This is a genomic window from Sorangium sp. So ce406 (genome assembly GCF_051474675.1).
Taxonomy (GTDB): domain Bacteria; phylum Myxococcota_A; class Polyangia; order Polyangiales; family Polyangiaceae; genus Sorangium; species Sorangium cellulosum_G.
In genome coordinates, this window is the sequence record NZ_CP150340.1 from 9,086,940 (window position 1) to 9,101,614 (window position 14,675).

Here is a 14,675-nt window from a genome sequence, read left to right on the forward strand (position 1 = left end):
GGCGGAGCCCGAGGACCCGGATCGACCGAGGGTAGCCTAGGTGCCGCGCTCCCGGGACGCCAACGCGCGACGCGAGCTCAGCGGTGAGCCGGCTTGGGCTCGGTGAGCCGGTACACATGCTCCACGAACTCCGGGACGAGCTCCCTGGCGATGATCCAGAGACGCCCTTCTCCGAGGTCGTTCAGGCTGGCAGGGCCGGAGTAGGTCAGCCTGCCGCGCTCGCCGAAGTGGATGAACGACGTCCTGTCGTGCCGCTGGAACCAGGCGCACACCGCGTCGAGCAGCGGGCCGAGCGCGGCGTCTCCGCCGGGGCGCAGGGGGACGAGGCGGACCGAGTCGAGCAGGCGGAACAGGTTCGTGCCGAGTTCGCCGAGCTCGACGACGGCGGCGGCCAGCGCCTCGCCGCCCTCACGCGCGACGAGGACCGCGCGCTCCCGCTCGAGGCCCGCGCTGCGCCAGCGCTCGATGCAGGGCCCCATCGCGAGCCGGCCCGGCACGAGGTCGAGCGCCTCCGTGACGATGCGCGGCGACGTGGCGCAGAGCTGCCCGAGCAGCGCCGCCTGCTCCGCCGGGGTCGCCTCGCCGATCTCGAAGGGCCCGCCGTCGGCCCAGGCGCCCTGCGGGGGCAGGAGCGGGACGTCGACGCCCATGAGGCGGAACGGCAGCGCGAGGGCGAGCCCCGTCGCCTCGTGCCTGCGGGCGAACTCGAAGAACGACCGCTCGTTCCACGCGACGTGCGCCTCGGCGTAGACGATGACCCACCGGCACTCCGGGTCGGACAGGGCGTACTCGCAGCAGCGCGTGAAGATGTCGCGGAGCACCTGCCGGGAGCTCAGGTTCGAGGCGCTCTTGGGCCGCTTCGCGAGCTGATGAAACATCCACGTGCCGTGGTAAGGCTTCATCACCGAGAAGTTCCCCTCGATGCCGTGCTCGGAGAGGCAGGTCACGTTGTGCAGGAGGTGCGGCGCCGCCGCGGCCCGCTGCGCCATCCTCATGAAGCTCGGCTTGATGGACTCGAAATGCTCCGGGCGCCGGCCGGAGAGGTTGAAGTAGCCTGACGAGGCGAAGAGGTCCCAGAACTCCGCCTGCCAGGCCGTCCCTCCGTAGGTGGTCGCGTGCAGGATGCGGGACACGAGCCGCAGCCAGCGCCGCTCGTCCTCGCGCTTCGCGGCGACGACGCGCACGGCGCAGAGCTCGGCCGAGGCGCCCTCGCCCGCGGACACCGACCGCACCTCGCCCTTCAGGTGGATGACCCCGTCGTCGCCGTCCGGGAGCTCGAGCGCGAGCTGGAGCCGCGGCTCGAGCGGGGGCTGCCCTCGCCCGAGCGCGAGCCGCAGGCTCGAGAAGGACACGTCGACCACCTCGGCCTCGACCGGCGGCAGGTGGAGCCAGTGGGGGTGCAGGAAGCGCGCGGTGAGCTCGACCTCGACGCCCCGCTGCTGGAGGCTGTGGCGGACGCGCTCGACCCTGGCCGGCAGCGCGGACACGACCTCGCCCGGGCGCACCTGCTCCGCCCGGATGTTGAACCGGAAGACGGAGCTGTGTCCGGCGATCTCCACCGCGGCGGCCTCGCTCCAGCCCTCGATCCCGAACCACCGGACCGTCCCGGCCCCCACCTCGCTGAGCATCACGCACATCGACGGCGCGCCCTCGGGGGCGTCGCGGACGACGCCCTTCTTCCGCAGGAGGACGCTGAGGATGTCGCGCACCCGCCCCGGGTCGTCGATGATCTCGCGCACCTGCCCGGCGTCCGACGCCGAGGGCCTGAAGAGGTTCGCGGCCGCGGCCTTGGCCGCCCCCGCGTCGACGAGGGCGCGCAGCGCGTCGCGGATCTGGCCGCCCGCGCGGGCCGACACCTCCTGGAACACGAGCCCGACGAGCGGCCCCCGCAGGCCCATCGACTGCAGCGCCAGCAGGGCGGGGAGCGGGCCGATCTCGACGCCGCGGAAGTAGAGGCGCACGGAGGCCACGCTGCCGAAGGGGAACGAGGTCCGGTAGTCGGGCTCGATCCACGCGCCCATCGCGCCGAGCAGGACGACCTGGTGGCCGTGGTCGAGCCCCTCGATCTGCAGCCAGACCGCGTCCCCTTCCAGCCAGCACGCCTGCGGCACCTCGGATGGCGGATCGTCCTCGAGGCGCGGCCGCTCCAGCGAGAGCGCCTCGTCGTCGCCGCGGGCCCCCCAGCGCTCCCCCTGCCCAAAGCCGACCTTCGGTGCCACGGTCACGAGGCCGCCCCCTTCGCCGCGAGACTACGTGCTCCAGGTGAGGAACAGGCGTCCCCGTCGCCTCGCCCGTGTGGCAAGGCGAGGGCGCGGTATCGACCGGCGAGCTCGCCAACGCCCCTCAGGAGCTCACCTGAAAGCCAGGAAGAAGGCAGATACACTTGAACTTACTTTCCTATGATCTGTACCGGATCGCAACATCCCACGTCAAGCGGCCCTCCCCCGCTGCCTCCCGCGCGTGTCCATGCCCCGCGCTCTGCGCCGCGCGCCGTGAATGTTTGCGAGGTTGCCTGAACACGGGAGCGAGATTGCCCTGGGATCTCGCGGGTGCTGCGCCCGGGAGAGGAGCGGTCGTGACGATGACGTTGCAGGCAGCCGCGGCGCCTCATGCTACAAATGGTCACCCCGATGCCTGACATGAGCGCCTTTCTTCACGCCGATGGCTGGATCACGCTCGCGACCCTCAGCGCGCTGGAAATCGTCCTTGGAATCGACAACATCGTCTTCCTCTCCATCATGACGGCAAAGCTGCCGCCGGAGAAGCAGCCGCTCGCCCGGCGGATCGGGCTCCTGCTCGCCCTTGGCATGCGGCTGCTCCTCCTGCTCGCGATCTCGTGGGTGATGGGGCTCAAGGCCACGCTGTTCAGCCTGCTGGGACACGACTTCAGCGGGCGTGACCTGATCCTGCTCGGCGGCGGTGTGTTCCTGATCGGCAAGGCGACCCACGAGATGTTCGACAAGCTCGAGGTCGAGGAGCACAAGGACGACCAGCCGAAGGTGAAGGCCTCTTTCCCCTCCGTCATCGCGCAGATCGTGCTGCTCGACATCGTGTTCTCGCTCGACTCGGTCATCACCGCGGTCGGCATGGCGCAGCACGTCTCCATCATGATGGTGGCGATGTTCATCGCCGTGGGTGTGATGCTCGTCTTCGCCGGGCGCATCGGCGCCTTCATCCAGCGCCACCCGAGCATGAAGATCCTCGCGCTGAGCTTCCTGCTCCTCATCGGCGTGGTGCTCGTGGCCGACGGCATGGGCCAGCACATCAGCAAGGGCTACATCTACTTCGCCATGGCCTTCTCGCTGGGCGTCGAGCTCATCAACATGCGCCTCCGGCTGCGCCAGAGGCCTGTCCAGCTCCACACGAGGTTGCCGAGCTCTCCGGATCTCCTGCCCCCGGGTGAGCAGCCTCATCCGAGGACCTGAGGCTGCGCGCGCCCGGCGCGCCCGGCGCGACCGCCGAACGAAGGGCCAAACAGGCGGCGGAGACCGGGACCGCTGGCGCGAGCTCCGGGAGAGCCTGTAAACAATTCGCACAGACGGGACGTCCGAGGGTCGACGGCGACAGCGGCCGGTCCCAGAAGTGACACCGGGGTTCTCCACCGAGGTGAGCGTGAGCGACGAGCAAGGAGACGCGGAACGAGGGAGGCGACGGCGCATCGTCATCGTCGACGACGACGACGCGATCGTCGAGACGCTGGAAGAGGTGCTGCTGGCGGAGGGGTACGACGTCGAGGGCTACACCGATCCGCTCGAGGCCCTGGAGCGGCTGCGCACCAAGGCGCCGCCCGACGCGATCGTCCTCGACTGCGTGATGCCGTTCATGGACGGGCCCCACCTCATGGAGACGCTCGCGGCCGAGGGGATGGCGGTGCCGGTCGTGCTCGTGACAGCGCTCAGCGATCCGGGCTTCTGCATCGACCCGAACCACCCGGACGCGACGAGGATCATCAACAAGCCGTTCGACCTGGAGCAGCTCCTCGAGACGCTCGACGACCTCTCGAGCATGCCTGCGGCGAGCGAGCCCGGGTCGCGGCGGAGCGCGCGGCCCCCGTCGACGCAGCGGACGTAGCGCCGACCTCCGGGCCGCGGCGGCCCGCGCCGCGGCCCCACGACGGTGGCGGGTGCGCGCCGAACCCCCGGCCGGGGATCAGCGCCCGGGGAGCGCCGCGGAGAGGCCGTGGACGACCTCGGCGCCGACGGGGACGGTGACGCTCGACCCCTTGAAGTCGTCGCCGGCCGGCTGGTAGGAGCCGCCGAGGCACTGCGCGAGGAACGTCTCGGCGATCGCGTTGAACGACAGCGCGTTCTCCGGGCGGGCGAAGCCGTGGCCCTCGTCGGGGTACAGCGCGTAGGTCACCGGGATCCCCTTGCTCGTCATCGCCTTGACGATCTGATCGCTCTCGGCCTGCTTCACGCGCGGATCGTTGGCGCCCTGGCCGATGAGGAGGGGCCGCTTGATCTTGTCGGCCAGGTAGAGCGGCGAGCGGGAGCGCAGGAGGTCGCGGCCGGATTCGGTGCGGGGGTCGCCGACCCGCTTGGCGAAGAGCTCGAGCATCGGCGCCCAGTAGGGCGGGATCGACTCGAGCAGGGTCACGAGGTTCGACGGGCCGACGATGTCGACGCCGCAGGCGAAGGTCTCGGGCGTGAAGGTCAGGCCGACGAGCGTCGCGTAGCCGCCGTAGCTGCCGCCCATGATCGCCACGCGGGCCTTGTCGGCGATGCCCTGCGCCACCGTCCAGTCCACCGCGTCGAGCAGGTCGCTGTGCATCTTGCCGGCCCACTCGAGGTTGCCCGCGTTGACGAACTTCTTCCCGAAGCCGGTCGACCCGCGGTAGTTGACGCTCAGCACGGCGTAGCCGCGGTTCGCGAGCCACTGGTGCATCCCGTTGAGGCCCCAGGTGTCGCGCGCCCACGGGCCGCCGTGGACGAGGAGCACCGTCGAGAGCGGCTTCTCCGGCTTGCCGTCCCCGTCGGGGTCGGCGGCGCGCGGCAGCGACAGGTAGCTCACGAGATCGAGGCCGTCGCGCGCCTTGATGACCACGGGCCGCATCTTCGCGAGCGGCTGCGACTCGAGCGCTGGCCGGTTCGAGAAGAGGAACGTCGCCTTCTTCGTGCCGCGGTCGTAGAGGTAGTACCGGACCGGGCCGTCGGAGACCGTGTAACCGACCGTCCAGCGCCTGTCGTCGAGCGAGCGGCTCAGCACGTCCAGCTCGCCGTCGGCGACCGCGCGCAGGGCGTCGAGGTCCGGCTGGATGGCCTTGTCGACCACCTGCCAGCGCTTGCGCTCGTACTCGGAGGCCACAGCCTGCACCTTCTCCGTCTTCGGGTGGAGGATGATCCCGGAGACATCGGCCTTCGCGTCCTCGGCGAGCACCGTGGGCTTCGCGGTCCGGAGATCGAGCGTCACCAGCGCGGAGGTGTCGCGGCCGCGGCTGTCCCGGAAATAGAGCGTCTTGCCGGCCGCGTCGAAGCCGAGCACGCTGCTCGTGACGGCGTCCTCCGGCCCGAACGCGACGAACGGCTTCGGCTCCTTGCCGGTGACGTCGAGGAACTCGTGGCCTCCGTCGGGCGTCATCCGCATCGCGAGCCGCGCCTTGAAGTCGTCGTCGGCGACGAACCCCGCGAAGCCGTCGTTCTGCCGCACGAGCTTGCGCTCGCCGGTGCGGATGTCGACGCGGTAGAGGTCGTGGTGCTTCTTGTCCCGATCGTTCATTCCGATCAGGACCTCGTTCGGGATCTTCTGGCTCACCCCCTCGATCTGGGCGGCGATGCCCTCGAACGGCGTGAGGTCCTTGATCTGGCCGGTCTTGAGCTCGACGGCGTAGATATGCCAGTTCTCGTCGCCGCCCTTGTCCTGGCGGTAGAGGACATGATCGCTCGCGTAGGGGAACAGGAAGGTACGGATGCCGCGGCTCTTCTCCTTCGTGACCGGCTGGGCCGCCTTCGGATCCTGGGCCGGACCGACCCACACGTTGAGCACGCCCTCGGAGGGGGCGAGGAACCCGAGCCGCTGGCCGTCCGGGCTGATCTTGGGGGACATGCGATCCGGGTTGCCGAAGAGCAGGCGCCTGGGCATGAGCGACGGGTCGGCGCGCGGCGCCTCCTTCGCCGGCGCGGCGGGCGCGGCGGCCGCCGGGGCGGCTGCCGGGGGCGGCGGCGCGGCGGCCTCCTGGGGCGGTGCCGGGGCGGGCGCCGGAGCGCCGCCGCAGGCGAGCGGCGCGGCGAGGGGCAGCAGGAACAGCGTTCGGAGCTTCTGGGGCAGGTTCATGGATTCACCCGACGCGCGGAGCCGGCGGCCGCACCCCACATGCGCCGCGTCCGCGCGCCGAGCGTCATACCCAGATCCCGCGGGCCGGTCCATCACCGTGTCGCGCCGCGTCGCGGTGATGGCCCCGCGTCAGGCGGCTCGCTGCGGTGTCGTGGTGGTGGGCGCGCCGCGCGCGTCCAGCGCGAGCCTGCTCGACAGCCACGATCGCACGAGCTCGAGGTGGCGCGCCTCGTGCTGCTCGGCCACGCGGAACTCGGCCGCCATGTCATCCTGGCCGTACGCCACCGCCAGGTCGATGAGCATCCGCCAGCTATCGTTGTCGGTCAGCTCCGCGACGAGCAGCGCCTGGAGGCTCTGCCCGAAGTTGATCCTGGGCTCCGCGGCGACCGCGAGCACGCCGGACGACGCCAGGCCGATCACGTCGGCCGCGGGCGTCATCGCGGTCGGATCGGCGCCGAGCCGCTCCATCGCACGCCTCAGCAGGTCGAAGTGCCTGAGCTCATCGTCGCGGATCGCCTCGAGGTCGGCGCGGCTCGGGCCTCCCTCGAAGCCGCCCTCCGCGTCGTACTTGGCGATCAGCGCCTCGTAGAGGCGCGTGCCCGATCGCTCGAACTGGAGGCGCTCGCCCAGCTTGTCGATGAGGAGCGCCGGCGGCCTGCCCTGGAGGAGCTCTCCGGCCGCCTTGACCATCCCCTTCAGGCTCGCCGGCGGCGGCACGCTCCCGACCGTGCCCGACCCGCGCGCGTACTCGGTCCTGACCGCCGCGGCGTCGGCCTCGCTGCCCGGGGAGCTCGGCGGGATCGCCCGCGCGGCCTCGATGAGCTCCTTGCTGTCGAGCGGCGAGGTCGCGATGCCCGTCGTGTTGGTCCCTGTCGTGATCTGCTTCATGGCGTCGCCTCCTTGTGTCCGTCGATCTGCTCGGCCCGCCGCGCGAGCTCGGTGCCCGGCGTGAACCGGTAGCCGGCGGCCACGATCTCGGAGGGAGATCCGGCGGAGTTCATCTGCTGCCGGTAAGCGAGCGTCGCGGCGGTCTCCGGGATCACGCTCGGGTCGACGATGTGCTCGCCGACGGCGCGGAGGTGCACCTCCCGGGAGAGCACGTCGCGCACGAACTGGCGGTGGCTCTTCTGGGAGACAGGGTCCGGCAGCGAGGCGGGCAGGATCTCGGCCGCGTCGCGCCGCTCGATCCGATTGAAATGATCGATCGCCACGTGGAGCTGCCCGAGCTCGTAATCGAGGAACCGCTCCCAGATCCGCTTGAGTTGAGCGTTCTGCTCCTGCTGGAGGCAGCTCCAGTAGTTGTAGACCTCGTTGGCCTCGTGCAGGACCCACTTCTCGAGCCAGGTCTCCTCGGGGTCGATGATCGCCTCGTACTGGGTGACGTGCTGCTCCTCGATCGAGGCGATCTCGGCGTAGAGCATCCGCGCCACCGGGTCCGTGAAGAACGGCCCGACGTTGACGTAGTAGTTGTGCGTCTGCTGCTCGGCGGCCATGATCGTGAGCGCGTTGAGCTTCGTGATCGGGCTCGCGGTCCTGCGGTCGTACGGCGCGCGCACGTCGTCCTCGGGGGCGCGGTGCTCCACCGCGGTGGGGCGGCCCGGCGTCACGTCGGTGTACGATTGCAGGATGTTGTTCGCGTCCTTGCCTTCCAGGCGATCGAGGAGCGCCGAGTAGCGATAGAGGTGGTCGTAGTCCTCGAGCATGCCGAAGCGATAGACCTGCGCGAGGTACGGGTCGGGCTCGGCGAGGGCGGCGTGCGCGGTGATCTCGATGGCGACCTGCTCGTATCCGATGGTTGTCTCGAGCGGCGACTGGTCCGGCGGGTTGAGCCAGTTCACCAGCGTGACCTGGTGGTGGTCGACGCGCCGCACCTGGGCGAGCACGCGGCGGAGATCCCGGTTCATGCGCGCGAAGCTGTGCAGGAACCGCACGCTCTCGAGCTCGATACCGTTCATCAGGATGATGCGGACCCGGGTGAACGCGTCGTCGTCGAGCTTGCTGTACGGTACCTGGACGAGATCGCGCCAGTTGAACGCCTGGCGGTCGAGCGGAGTCCCCCGCTCCTTCAGGATATCGAGAGCCATGCTGCCCCTCCTCGCGCGTCGTGCTCGTCCCTGCGTGCATGGAAGAACGACCGCTGCGCCGGTACCTGAGGCCGCCCTCACCGCACCGCAAGCGCGGCGCTCCGCGCCCTTCGGGCCGCCTTCGCGTCGCCGCGCGCGCGATTCCCGGTCGTCCTGCCCGCTCCGGGCCGGGCCGTGCTAGGAGGCCGGCGTGATCTCGAGCAGCGTCCCTGATCTCCGGATCCGCACCCGCAACGCCATGCCCGTGCGCGAGGGCGGCGATCACGTCCTTTACTGGATGATCGCGAGTCGCCGGACACGCCACAATTTCGGCCTGGAGCGGGCGATCGCCTGGGCGACGGAGCTCGATCGGCCGCTCGTCGTGCTCGAGGCGCTCCGGTGCGGCTACCGCTGGGCGAGCGACAGGCTCCATCGCTTCGTGATCGACGGCATGGCCGACAACGCGCGCCGGTTCGCGGCGGCGGGCGCGCTGTATCACCCCTACGTCGAGCCCGCGGAGGGGGCGGGCAAGGGCCTGCTCGCCGCGCTCGCGGCGCGGGCGTGCGTGGTGGTCACGGACGACTACCCGTGCTTCTTTCTCCCCCGGATGGTCGCCTCGGCGGCGCGGCAGGCGCCGGTCCGCCTGGAGCAGGTGGACTCGAACGGCCTCTTGCCGGTCCGCGCGGCCGATCGGGTGTTCACGACGGCGCGCTCGTTCCGCATCTTCTGGCAGCGGGTGATCGGCGATCACCTCGGCGCGCTGCCCGCGGCCGATCCGCTGAAGAAGGCGCGGCTCCGGCCGGCGGCTCCCCTCCCCCGCGCGATCGCGCGGCGGTGGCCCGCGGCCTCGCCGGCGCTGCTCGGGGGCGACCCGGCCGCGCTCGCGGCGCTCCCCATCGATCACGCCGTCGCGCCGGTGCCCCGCCGGGGCGGCCCCGAGGCGGCCGGCGAGGAGCTCGCGCGCTTCGTCTCGGAGCGGCTCCCGCGCTACCTGGACGATCGCGATCACCCGGACGCCGGCGCGGCGAGCGGCCTGTCGCCGTACCTGCACTTCGGCCACCTCGCGGCGCACGAGGTGTTCGCCGCCGTCGCCCGGCGCGAGGGCTTCCGGCTCGACCGGCTCGGCCGCGCGGACGACGGCGTGAAGCGGCCGAGCGGCAGCCGCGAGGGGTTCTGGGGGATGAGCCCCTCGGCCGAGGCGTTCCTCGAGCAGCTCGTCACGTGGCGGGAGATCGGGTTCAACGCCTTCGCGCTGGGGGCGAGCGAGGGCGACGGCCCGCGCCTCTCGTGGAAGCGCGATCCGACCGACTACGAGTCTCTTCCGGACTGGGCGCTCGCGACGCTGAAGAAGCACGAGCGCGACAGGCGCCCGCGCGTCTATTCGCTCGAGGCGCTCGCGGCCGGGGCGACGTACGACCGGATCTGGAACGCGTCGCAGCGCGAGCTCCTCCGCGAGGGGCGGATTCACAACTACCTGCGGATGCTCTGGGGCAAGAAGATCCTCGAGTGGTCGCCGACCCCGCGCCAGGCGCTGGAGGTGATGGTCGAGCTCAACAACCGCTATGCGCTCGACGGCCGCGATCCGAACTCGTATTCGGGCATCTTCTGGGTGCTCGGCCGCTACGATCGGGCCTGGGGGCCCGAGCGGGAGATCTTTGGCACGGTACGTTACATGTCGTCCGAGAACACGGCCCGGAAGCTGCACCTCAAGGAGTACCTGGCGCGGTATGCGACGTAGCGCGCGCGGCCACCGCCGGCGCCGGGCGTGAGGCGCGGGGGCTCGCCCCTGGGCTCCGGGCCGAGGCATCCCCTCAAATTCCTTGGGCAATTTACAGGGAGACGCTGGCGCGGCCGCGCCGGCCGCCGGGAGCGCCGCGGCGGCGGGGGTCGGCGCGGGGGCGCACGCGGGGTTCGACGCGGCCGCCGGGGTGAGCTATCGAGCGGGCGTGGAACTCCTCCGTGAATTTTTCAGCAGGCTGAGGGAGCTCGAGTCGCTCCTCGAGTGGGGCGGCTACCCCGTCCTGATGATCATCATCTTTGCCGAGACGGGGCTGCTCATCGGGTTCTTCCTTCCCGGCGACTCGCTGCTCGTCACGGCCGGGGTGCTCGTCAACGCGGGGCTCATCAACCCGCTCAACCTGACGAACTTCCAGAACCTGCTCCTGATGAACGTCACGCTGATGGCGATGGCGATCATCGGCGACGCGGTGGGGTTCTCGATCGGCCGGCGCGCCGGGCCGAAGATCTTCACGCGCGAGCAGTCGCTGCTGTTCCGCAAGGATCACCTGATCGCGACGCAGAAATTCTACGAGAAGCACGGCGGCAAGACGATCATCCTGGCGCGCTTCATGCCGTTCGCGCGGACGTTCGCGCCGGTCGTGGCGGGCGTGGGCCAGATGGCCTACCGGCGCTTCGCGATCTTCAACGTGGCGGGCGGCGTTCTCTGGGTCTTCTCGATGACCTTCCTCGGGTACTTCCTTGGCAAGATCTTCGACGCGAAGCAGATCGAGCGCGTTGTCTACCTGATCATCTTCATCTCGGTGGCGCCTGTTATCTTCGGGGCCGTCAAGCACCGGCTCCAGCAGAAGAAGGGCCCCGAGCGGCTCGGGGCCGAGCCGTAGGCCGGGCGAAAGCCGCTCCCGGTGGCCCGGCAGAAGCCGAGGAATCGGGCTCCAGACAACCCCGCTGCCAATCAAGCCAGCTGGACGGGCGTGGCCGGTCGACTCCACACGATGGCAACATCGATGAGAGCGTCTGGGCGGGCCACTTGCACACGATATGGGATAGCGGACGCCGACGAACGCGTGCGTCGATCAGGCGGGCCAGGCAGGCACCGATGAGAGCGTGTCCTCGGGGCGTCAGCCGCGACGTCGAAGCGGAAGACCCGCTGACGTTCGCTGACGTTCGCTGACGTTCAAGCGCCCGCCGGGCGCTTCCACCGTGGGCGTCAGGCGTCGCCTGCGATCACGGCCTCGCCGGCCCGACCTCCTCGTGAAGGCGCCCTCCTCTTGTACTCCTCACCACCACCCGGCTACCCTCTCCTCCCACCATGCAGCACCACCCCGCGGTCCCTTCCGGCGTCCCCGTCGCGGGCGACGTCCTCGCGGGCAAGTACCGCATCGAGCGCGTGCTCGGCGCCGGCGGCATGGGCGTGGTCCTCGCGGCGTGGCACCTCGTCCTGGAGCGCCGCGTCGCCATCAAGTTCCTCCTCCCGGAGGCGGCCGCGCTCCCCGACGCCAGCGCCCGGTTCCTCCGCGAGGCCCGCGCCGCCGCCGCCCTCGACGGACAGCACATCGCGCGCGTCATCGACGTCGGCACGCTGGACTCGGGCGCGGCCTACATGGTGCTCGAGTACCTGACCGGCGACGATCTCGGCCAGGTGCTCCAGACGCGCGGCCCCCTCCCGCTCGCCGAGGCCGCCGACTACCTCCTCCAGGCCTGCGAGGCGCTCGCCGAGGCCCACGCGCGCGGCATCATCCACCGCGACCTCAAGCCGAAGAACCTCTTCCTCACCCGCCGCCCCGACGGGACTCCCCTCCTCAAGGTCCTCGACTTCGGACTGTCGAAGTTCATCGCCACCGGCGACTCCGTCAAGGAAGCGAGCCTCACCGCGACGGGCCTCATCATGGGCTCCATCCACTACATGTCGCCCGAGCAGATTCGCAGCCTGAAATATGCGGATGTGCGCACCGACATCTGGGCCCTCGGCGTGATCCTGTATCGCATGCTCACGGGGCGGCACCCGTTCGAGGGCGACAGCATCACCGCGGTCACGGCGGCGATCATGATGGACACGCCCACCGCCGTCCTGACGCTGCGGCCGGATCTGCCGCCGGCCGTGGGCGCGCTCGTGAGCCGCTGCCTCGCGAAGGACCCGGCGGTCCGCGTCCAGAGCGTGACCGAGATCGGCCGCGTGCTCGCGCCCTTCGGGACGCAGCGCGCGAGGCTCTCGTTCGAGAGCATCGATCGGCTCCTGCCGGAGCCCGCCGCCCGCGCCGGGTACCCGCCGGCCGCTGGGCCCCCCGGCGGGCTCGGCACGTCGTCGCCCTCGTGGGGTGCAGCGCCCGTCGAGCCCGAGGCCGCGACGGCCCCCATGCCAGCTCCCCCCGTCACGACGTCGTCGCCGGGCGGCGAGGCGGCGGGGACGGCGCACGCGACGCTGCCGCACGCATCCTGGGGCAACACGACGCGGACGCGCGCGCCGCGCAGCCGCGTGGCGCTGCTCGCCGGCGCCGCCGGCGCGCTCGCCCTGGCCGGGTTCATCCTGGTGTGGCGCCTGGCGGCGAGCGGGCCCGCGGACAGCGGCGCGCCGGCGGCCTCGATCCCGGCGCCCGAGCCTGCGTCGGCGTCCCCCGGCGCGGTGACGGTGACGCCCACCAGGGCGGCCGCCGAGACCGAGGCCCCTGCGCCTCCGGCCATGACGGCGCCCGTCGCGAGCGCTTCGGCCGGAGCCGACGCGAAGCTCGCAGGAGCTTCCGCAGCGCAGCCGAAGCCGAGCGCGACCGCTGCGCAGCCGAAGCCGAGCGCGACCGCTGCGCAGCCGAAGCCGGGTGCGACCGCTGCGCAGCCGAAGCCGAGCGCGACCGCCGCGCTGCCGGTCAAACCGCCATCGCGCGGCGGTGCGAGCAAGCCGCCCGACGTGGGAGACAAGTGGGATTGATGCGAACAACGTATCTCGCCGCTCGACGGAGCGTCCTCTCGCTGGCCCTCGTCTGCGCGATGAGCCATGCGGCGGCCGCGCAGCCCAGCAACGCCAAGGCCGACGCGCAGGCGCTCTTCGAGCAGGGCCGCGCGGCCGTGGAGGCGCGGGACTGCGCCCGCGCGATCCCGCTCTTCCGCAAGAGCCAGGAGACGTATCCGGCCCGCGGCACCCTGTTCAACCTCGCGCAGTGCGAGGCCGAGCTCGGACAGGTCGCCACCGCGACGCGGCATTACAAGGAGCTGCTGCCGCAGCTGGAGCCCAGCGACCCTCGTCTTCCCGTCACCCAGCAGCGCCTCGCGGAGCTCGCGCCGCGCCTGCCCAGGGTGGTGATCGAGCTCGCGCAGGGCGCGCCGGCGCCCGCGGAGCTGCGCCTCGATGAAGCGCCGCTGTCGCAAGGCAGCGTCGGCAGCGAGCTCCCTGTCGATCCCGGAGACCACGTGATCGTCGCGAGGTGGGCAGACGGCCGGCAGACCGAGGCGCGCGTGTCGCTCGGCGAAGGGGCGCGCAAGGGCGTCCGCCTCGATCCGCCGACCGTCGCGCCGGCCGCCGTCGCGCCGGCTCCAGCCCCCGAGCCCGCCGCGCCGCAGGCCTCCTTGCCTCCTCCCCAGGACGCCTCCGGCGCCGCCGCTTCCAGCGGCCGGCGCACGCTCGCCTTCGTGGTCGGCGGCGTCGGCGCCGCGGCCCTGGGCGGGAGCCTCATCGTGGGCGGGCTCGCGCTCGGCACGAAGGGCGACCTCGAGGAGGAATGCCCGACGCCCTCGCAGTGCAGCGAGAGCGGCATGTCCCTCCGCTCACGGGGTCAGACGCTCACCACCACAGGCACCGTGCTCGGCGTCCTCGGGCTCGCCGGGCTCGGCGCTGGCGTGGTGCTCCTCCTGACAGCGCCAGAGCAGGGCACCTCGGTCGCCCTCACGCCCGCGATCCTGCCGGGCGGCGGCGGCGCGCTGCTGCGCAGCCGCTTCTGAGGTGCCGGCGCGGCGCGACGGGCGGACAAGCAGACGAATTTCTAATAATTTCGGTGACTTATCAACACCGCAAAAAAGATCGCCCGGCGTGTCGATCCCGCGTACCCCCGTTCGTCGTGACGATGAAGCCCGGGTTCGACCCGGGCCAGAGACCCTGCCGGAGCCCAGCTCCACCACCACGGAAGCAAGGAGACACGACCATGCGATTCATGATCCTGATCAAGGCCACCAAGGACAGCGAAGCGGGCGTCATGCCGGGCGAGCAGCTCCTCGTCGAGATGGGGAAGTTCAACGAGGAGCTGGTCAAGGCCGGCATCATGGTCGCGGGCGACGGCCTCCACCCGAGCGCGAAGGGCGCGCGCGTGCGGTTCTCGGGCGACAAGCGGACCGTCATCGACGGGCCCTTCACCGAGACGAAGGAGCTGATCGCCGGCTACTGGATCTGGGAGGTGAAGTCGAAGGAAGAGGCGATCGCGTGGGTGAAGCGCTGCCCCAACCCGATGCTCGAGGAGTCCGAGATCGAGATCCGCCAGGTGTTCACGGCCGACGACTTCGGCCCCGCGCTCACGCCCGAGCTCAGGGAGCAGGAGGATCGCCTGCGCGCGCAGACCGAGGAGCGCCTGCGCGCGGAGTCGTCCGGGAAGCAGTAGCCGCGGCGCGCCCGGGGTCGCCCCG

Annotated in this window: 11 protein-coding genes; 7 read left to right on the forward strand and 4 right to left on the reverse strand. The window is 71.3% G+C overall.

Going from position 1 to position 14,675, the window contains the following annotated elements; genetic code table 11:
- Window positions 1-77: 77 nt before the first annotated feature.
- Window positions 78-2,225, reverse strand: coding sequence for a hypothetical protein (locus WME96_RS33965; RefSeq protein WP_437285737.1), 2,148 nt, complete (start codon window positions 2,223-2,225; stop codon window positions 78-80).
- Window positions 2,226-2,639: 414 nt separating this feature from the next.
- Here WME96_RS33965 and WME96_RS33970 point away from each other — a divergent pair, with 414 nt between their 5' ends.
- Together WME96_RS33970 and WME96_RS33975 are read left to right on the forward strand one after the other, a co-directional pair.
- Window positions 2,640-3,425: a TerC family protein gene (locus WME96_RS33970; protein ID WP_437285738.1), complete on the forward strand. Its 786-nt coding sequence runs from the start codon at window positions 2,640-2,642 to the stop codon at window positions 3,423-3,425.
- Window positions 3,426-3,612: 187 nt separating this feature from the next.
- Window positions 3,613-4,071 (forward strand): response regulator, encoded by a 459-nt coding sequence (locus WME96_RS33975; RefSeq protein ID WP_433928566.1) that lies wholly within the window; start codon window positions 3,613-3,615, stop codon window positions 4,069-4,071.
- A 78-nt stretch (window positions 4,072-4,149) separates the two neighbouring features.
- Here WME96_RS33975 and WME96_RS33980 read toward each other — a convergent pair whose 3' ends face one another.
- From WME96_RS33980 to WME96_RS33990, 3 genes are all read right to left on the reverse strand, one after another.
- Window positions 4,150-6,270, reverse strand: a complete 2,121-nt coding sequence (locus tag WME96_RS33980) for an alpha/beta fold hydrolase (RefSeq protein ID WP_437285739.1) — start codon at window positions 6,268-6,270, stop codon at window positions 4,150-4,152.
- 129 nt (window positions 6,271-6,399) lie between these two features.
- On the reverse strand, window positions 6,400-7,158 hold the full coding sequence (locus tag WME96_RS33985) for a ferritin-like domain-containing protein (RefSeq protein ID WP_437285740.1): 759 nt from the start codon (window positions 7,156-7,158) through the stop codon (window positions 6,400-6,402).
- A complete protein-coding gene (locus tag WME96_RS33990; RefSeq protein WP_437285741.1) occupies window positions 7,155-8,354 on the reverse strand; it encodes a hypothetical protein in 1,200 nt (399 codons plus the stop codon). The genes WME96_RS33985 and WME96_RS33990 overlap by 4 nt, the downstream gene beginning before the upstream one ends.
- Window positions 8,355-8,544: 190 nt before the next feature.
- Here WME96_RS33990 and WME96_RS33995 point away from each other — a divergent pair, with 190 nt between their 5' ends.
- The 5 genes from WME96_RS33995 (at window position 8,545) to WME96_RS34015 (ending at window position 14,650) form a co-directional block, all read left to right on the forward strand.
- Window positions 8,545-10,071, forward strand: a complete 1,527-nt coding sequence (locus tag WME96_RS33995; protein WP_437285742.1) for a deoxyribodipyrimidine photolyase — start codon at window positions 8,545-8,547, stop codon at window positions 10,069-10,071.
- A 190-nt stretch (window positions 10,072-10,261) separates the two neighbouring features.
- Entirely contained in the window at window positions 10,262-10,954 is a 693-nt protein-coding gene (locus tag WME96_RS34000) for a VTT domain-containing protein (protein WP_437292385.1), read from the forward strand.
- Window positions 10,955-11,382: 428 nt separating this feature from the next.
- A complete protein-coding gene (locus tag WME96_RS34005; RefSeq protein ID WP_437285743.1) occupies window positions 11,383-12,993 on the forward strand; it encodes a protein kinase domain-containing protein in 1,611 nt (536 codons plus the stop codon).
- Window positions 12,993-14,000 carry a tetratricopeptide repeat protein gene (locus WME96_RS34010; protein WP_437285744.1) on the forward strand — a complete coding sequence of 336 codons (1,008 nt, stop codon included), beginning with the start codon at window positions 12,993-12,995 and terminating at the stop codon, window positions 13,998-14,000. Before WME96_RS34005 ends, WME96_RS34010 begins: the two co-directional genes overlap by 1 nt.
- 200 nt (window positions 14,001-14,200) lie before the next feature.
- Complete coding sequence (locus tag WME96_RS34015; RefSeq protein WP_437285745.1) at window positions 14,201-14,650, forward strand: YciI family protein; 450 nt, start codon at window positions 14,201-14,203, stop codon at window positions 14,648-14,650.
- Window positions 14,651-14,675: the final 25 nt, after the last annotated feature.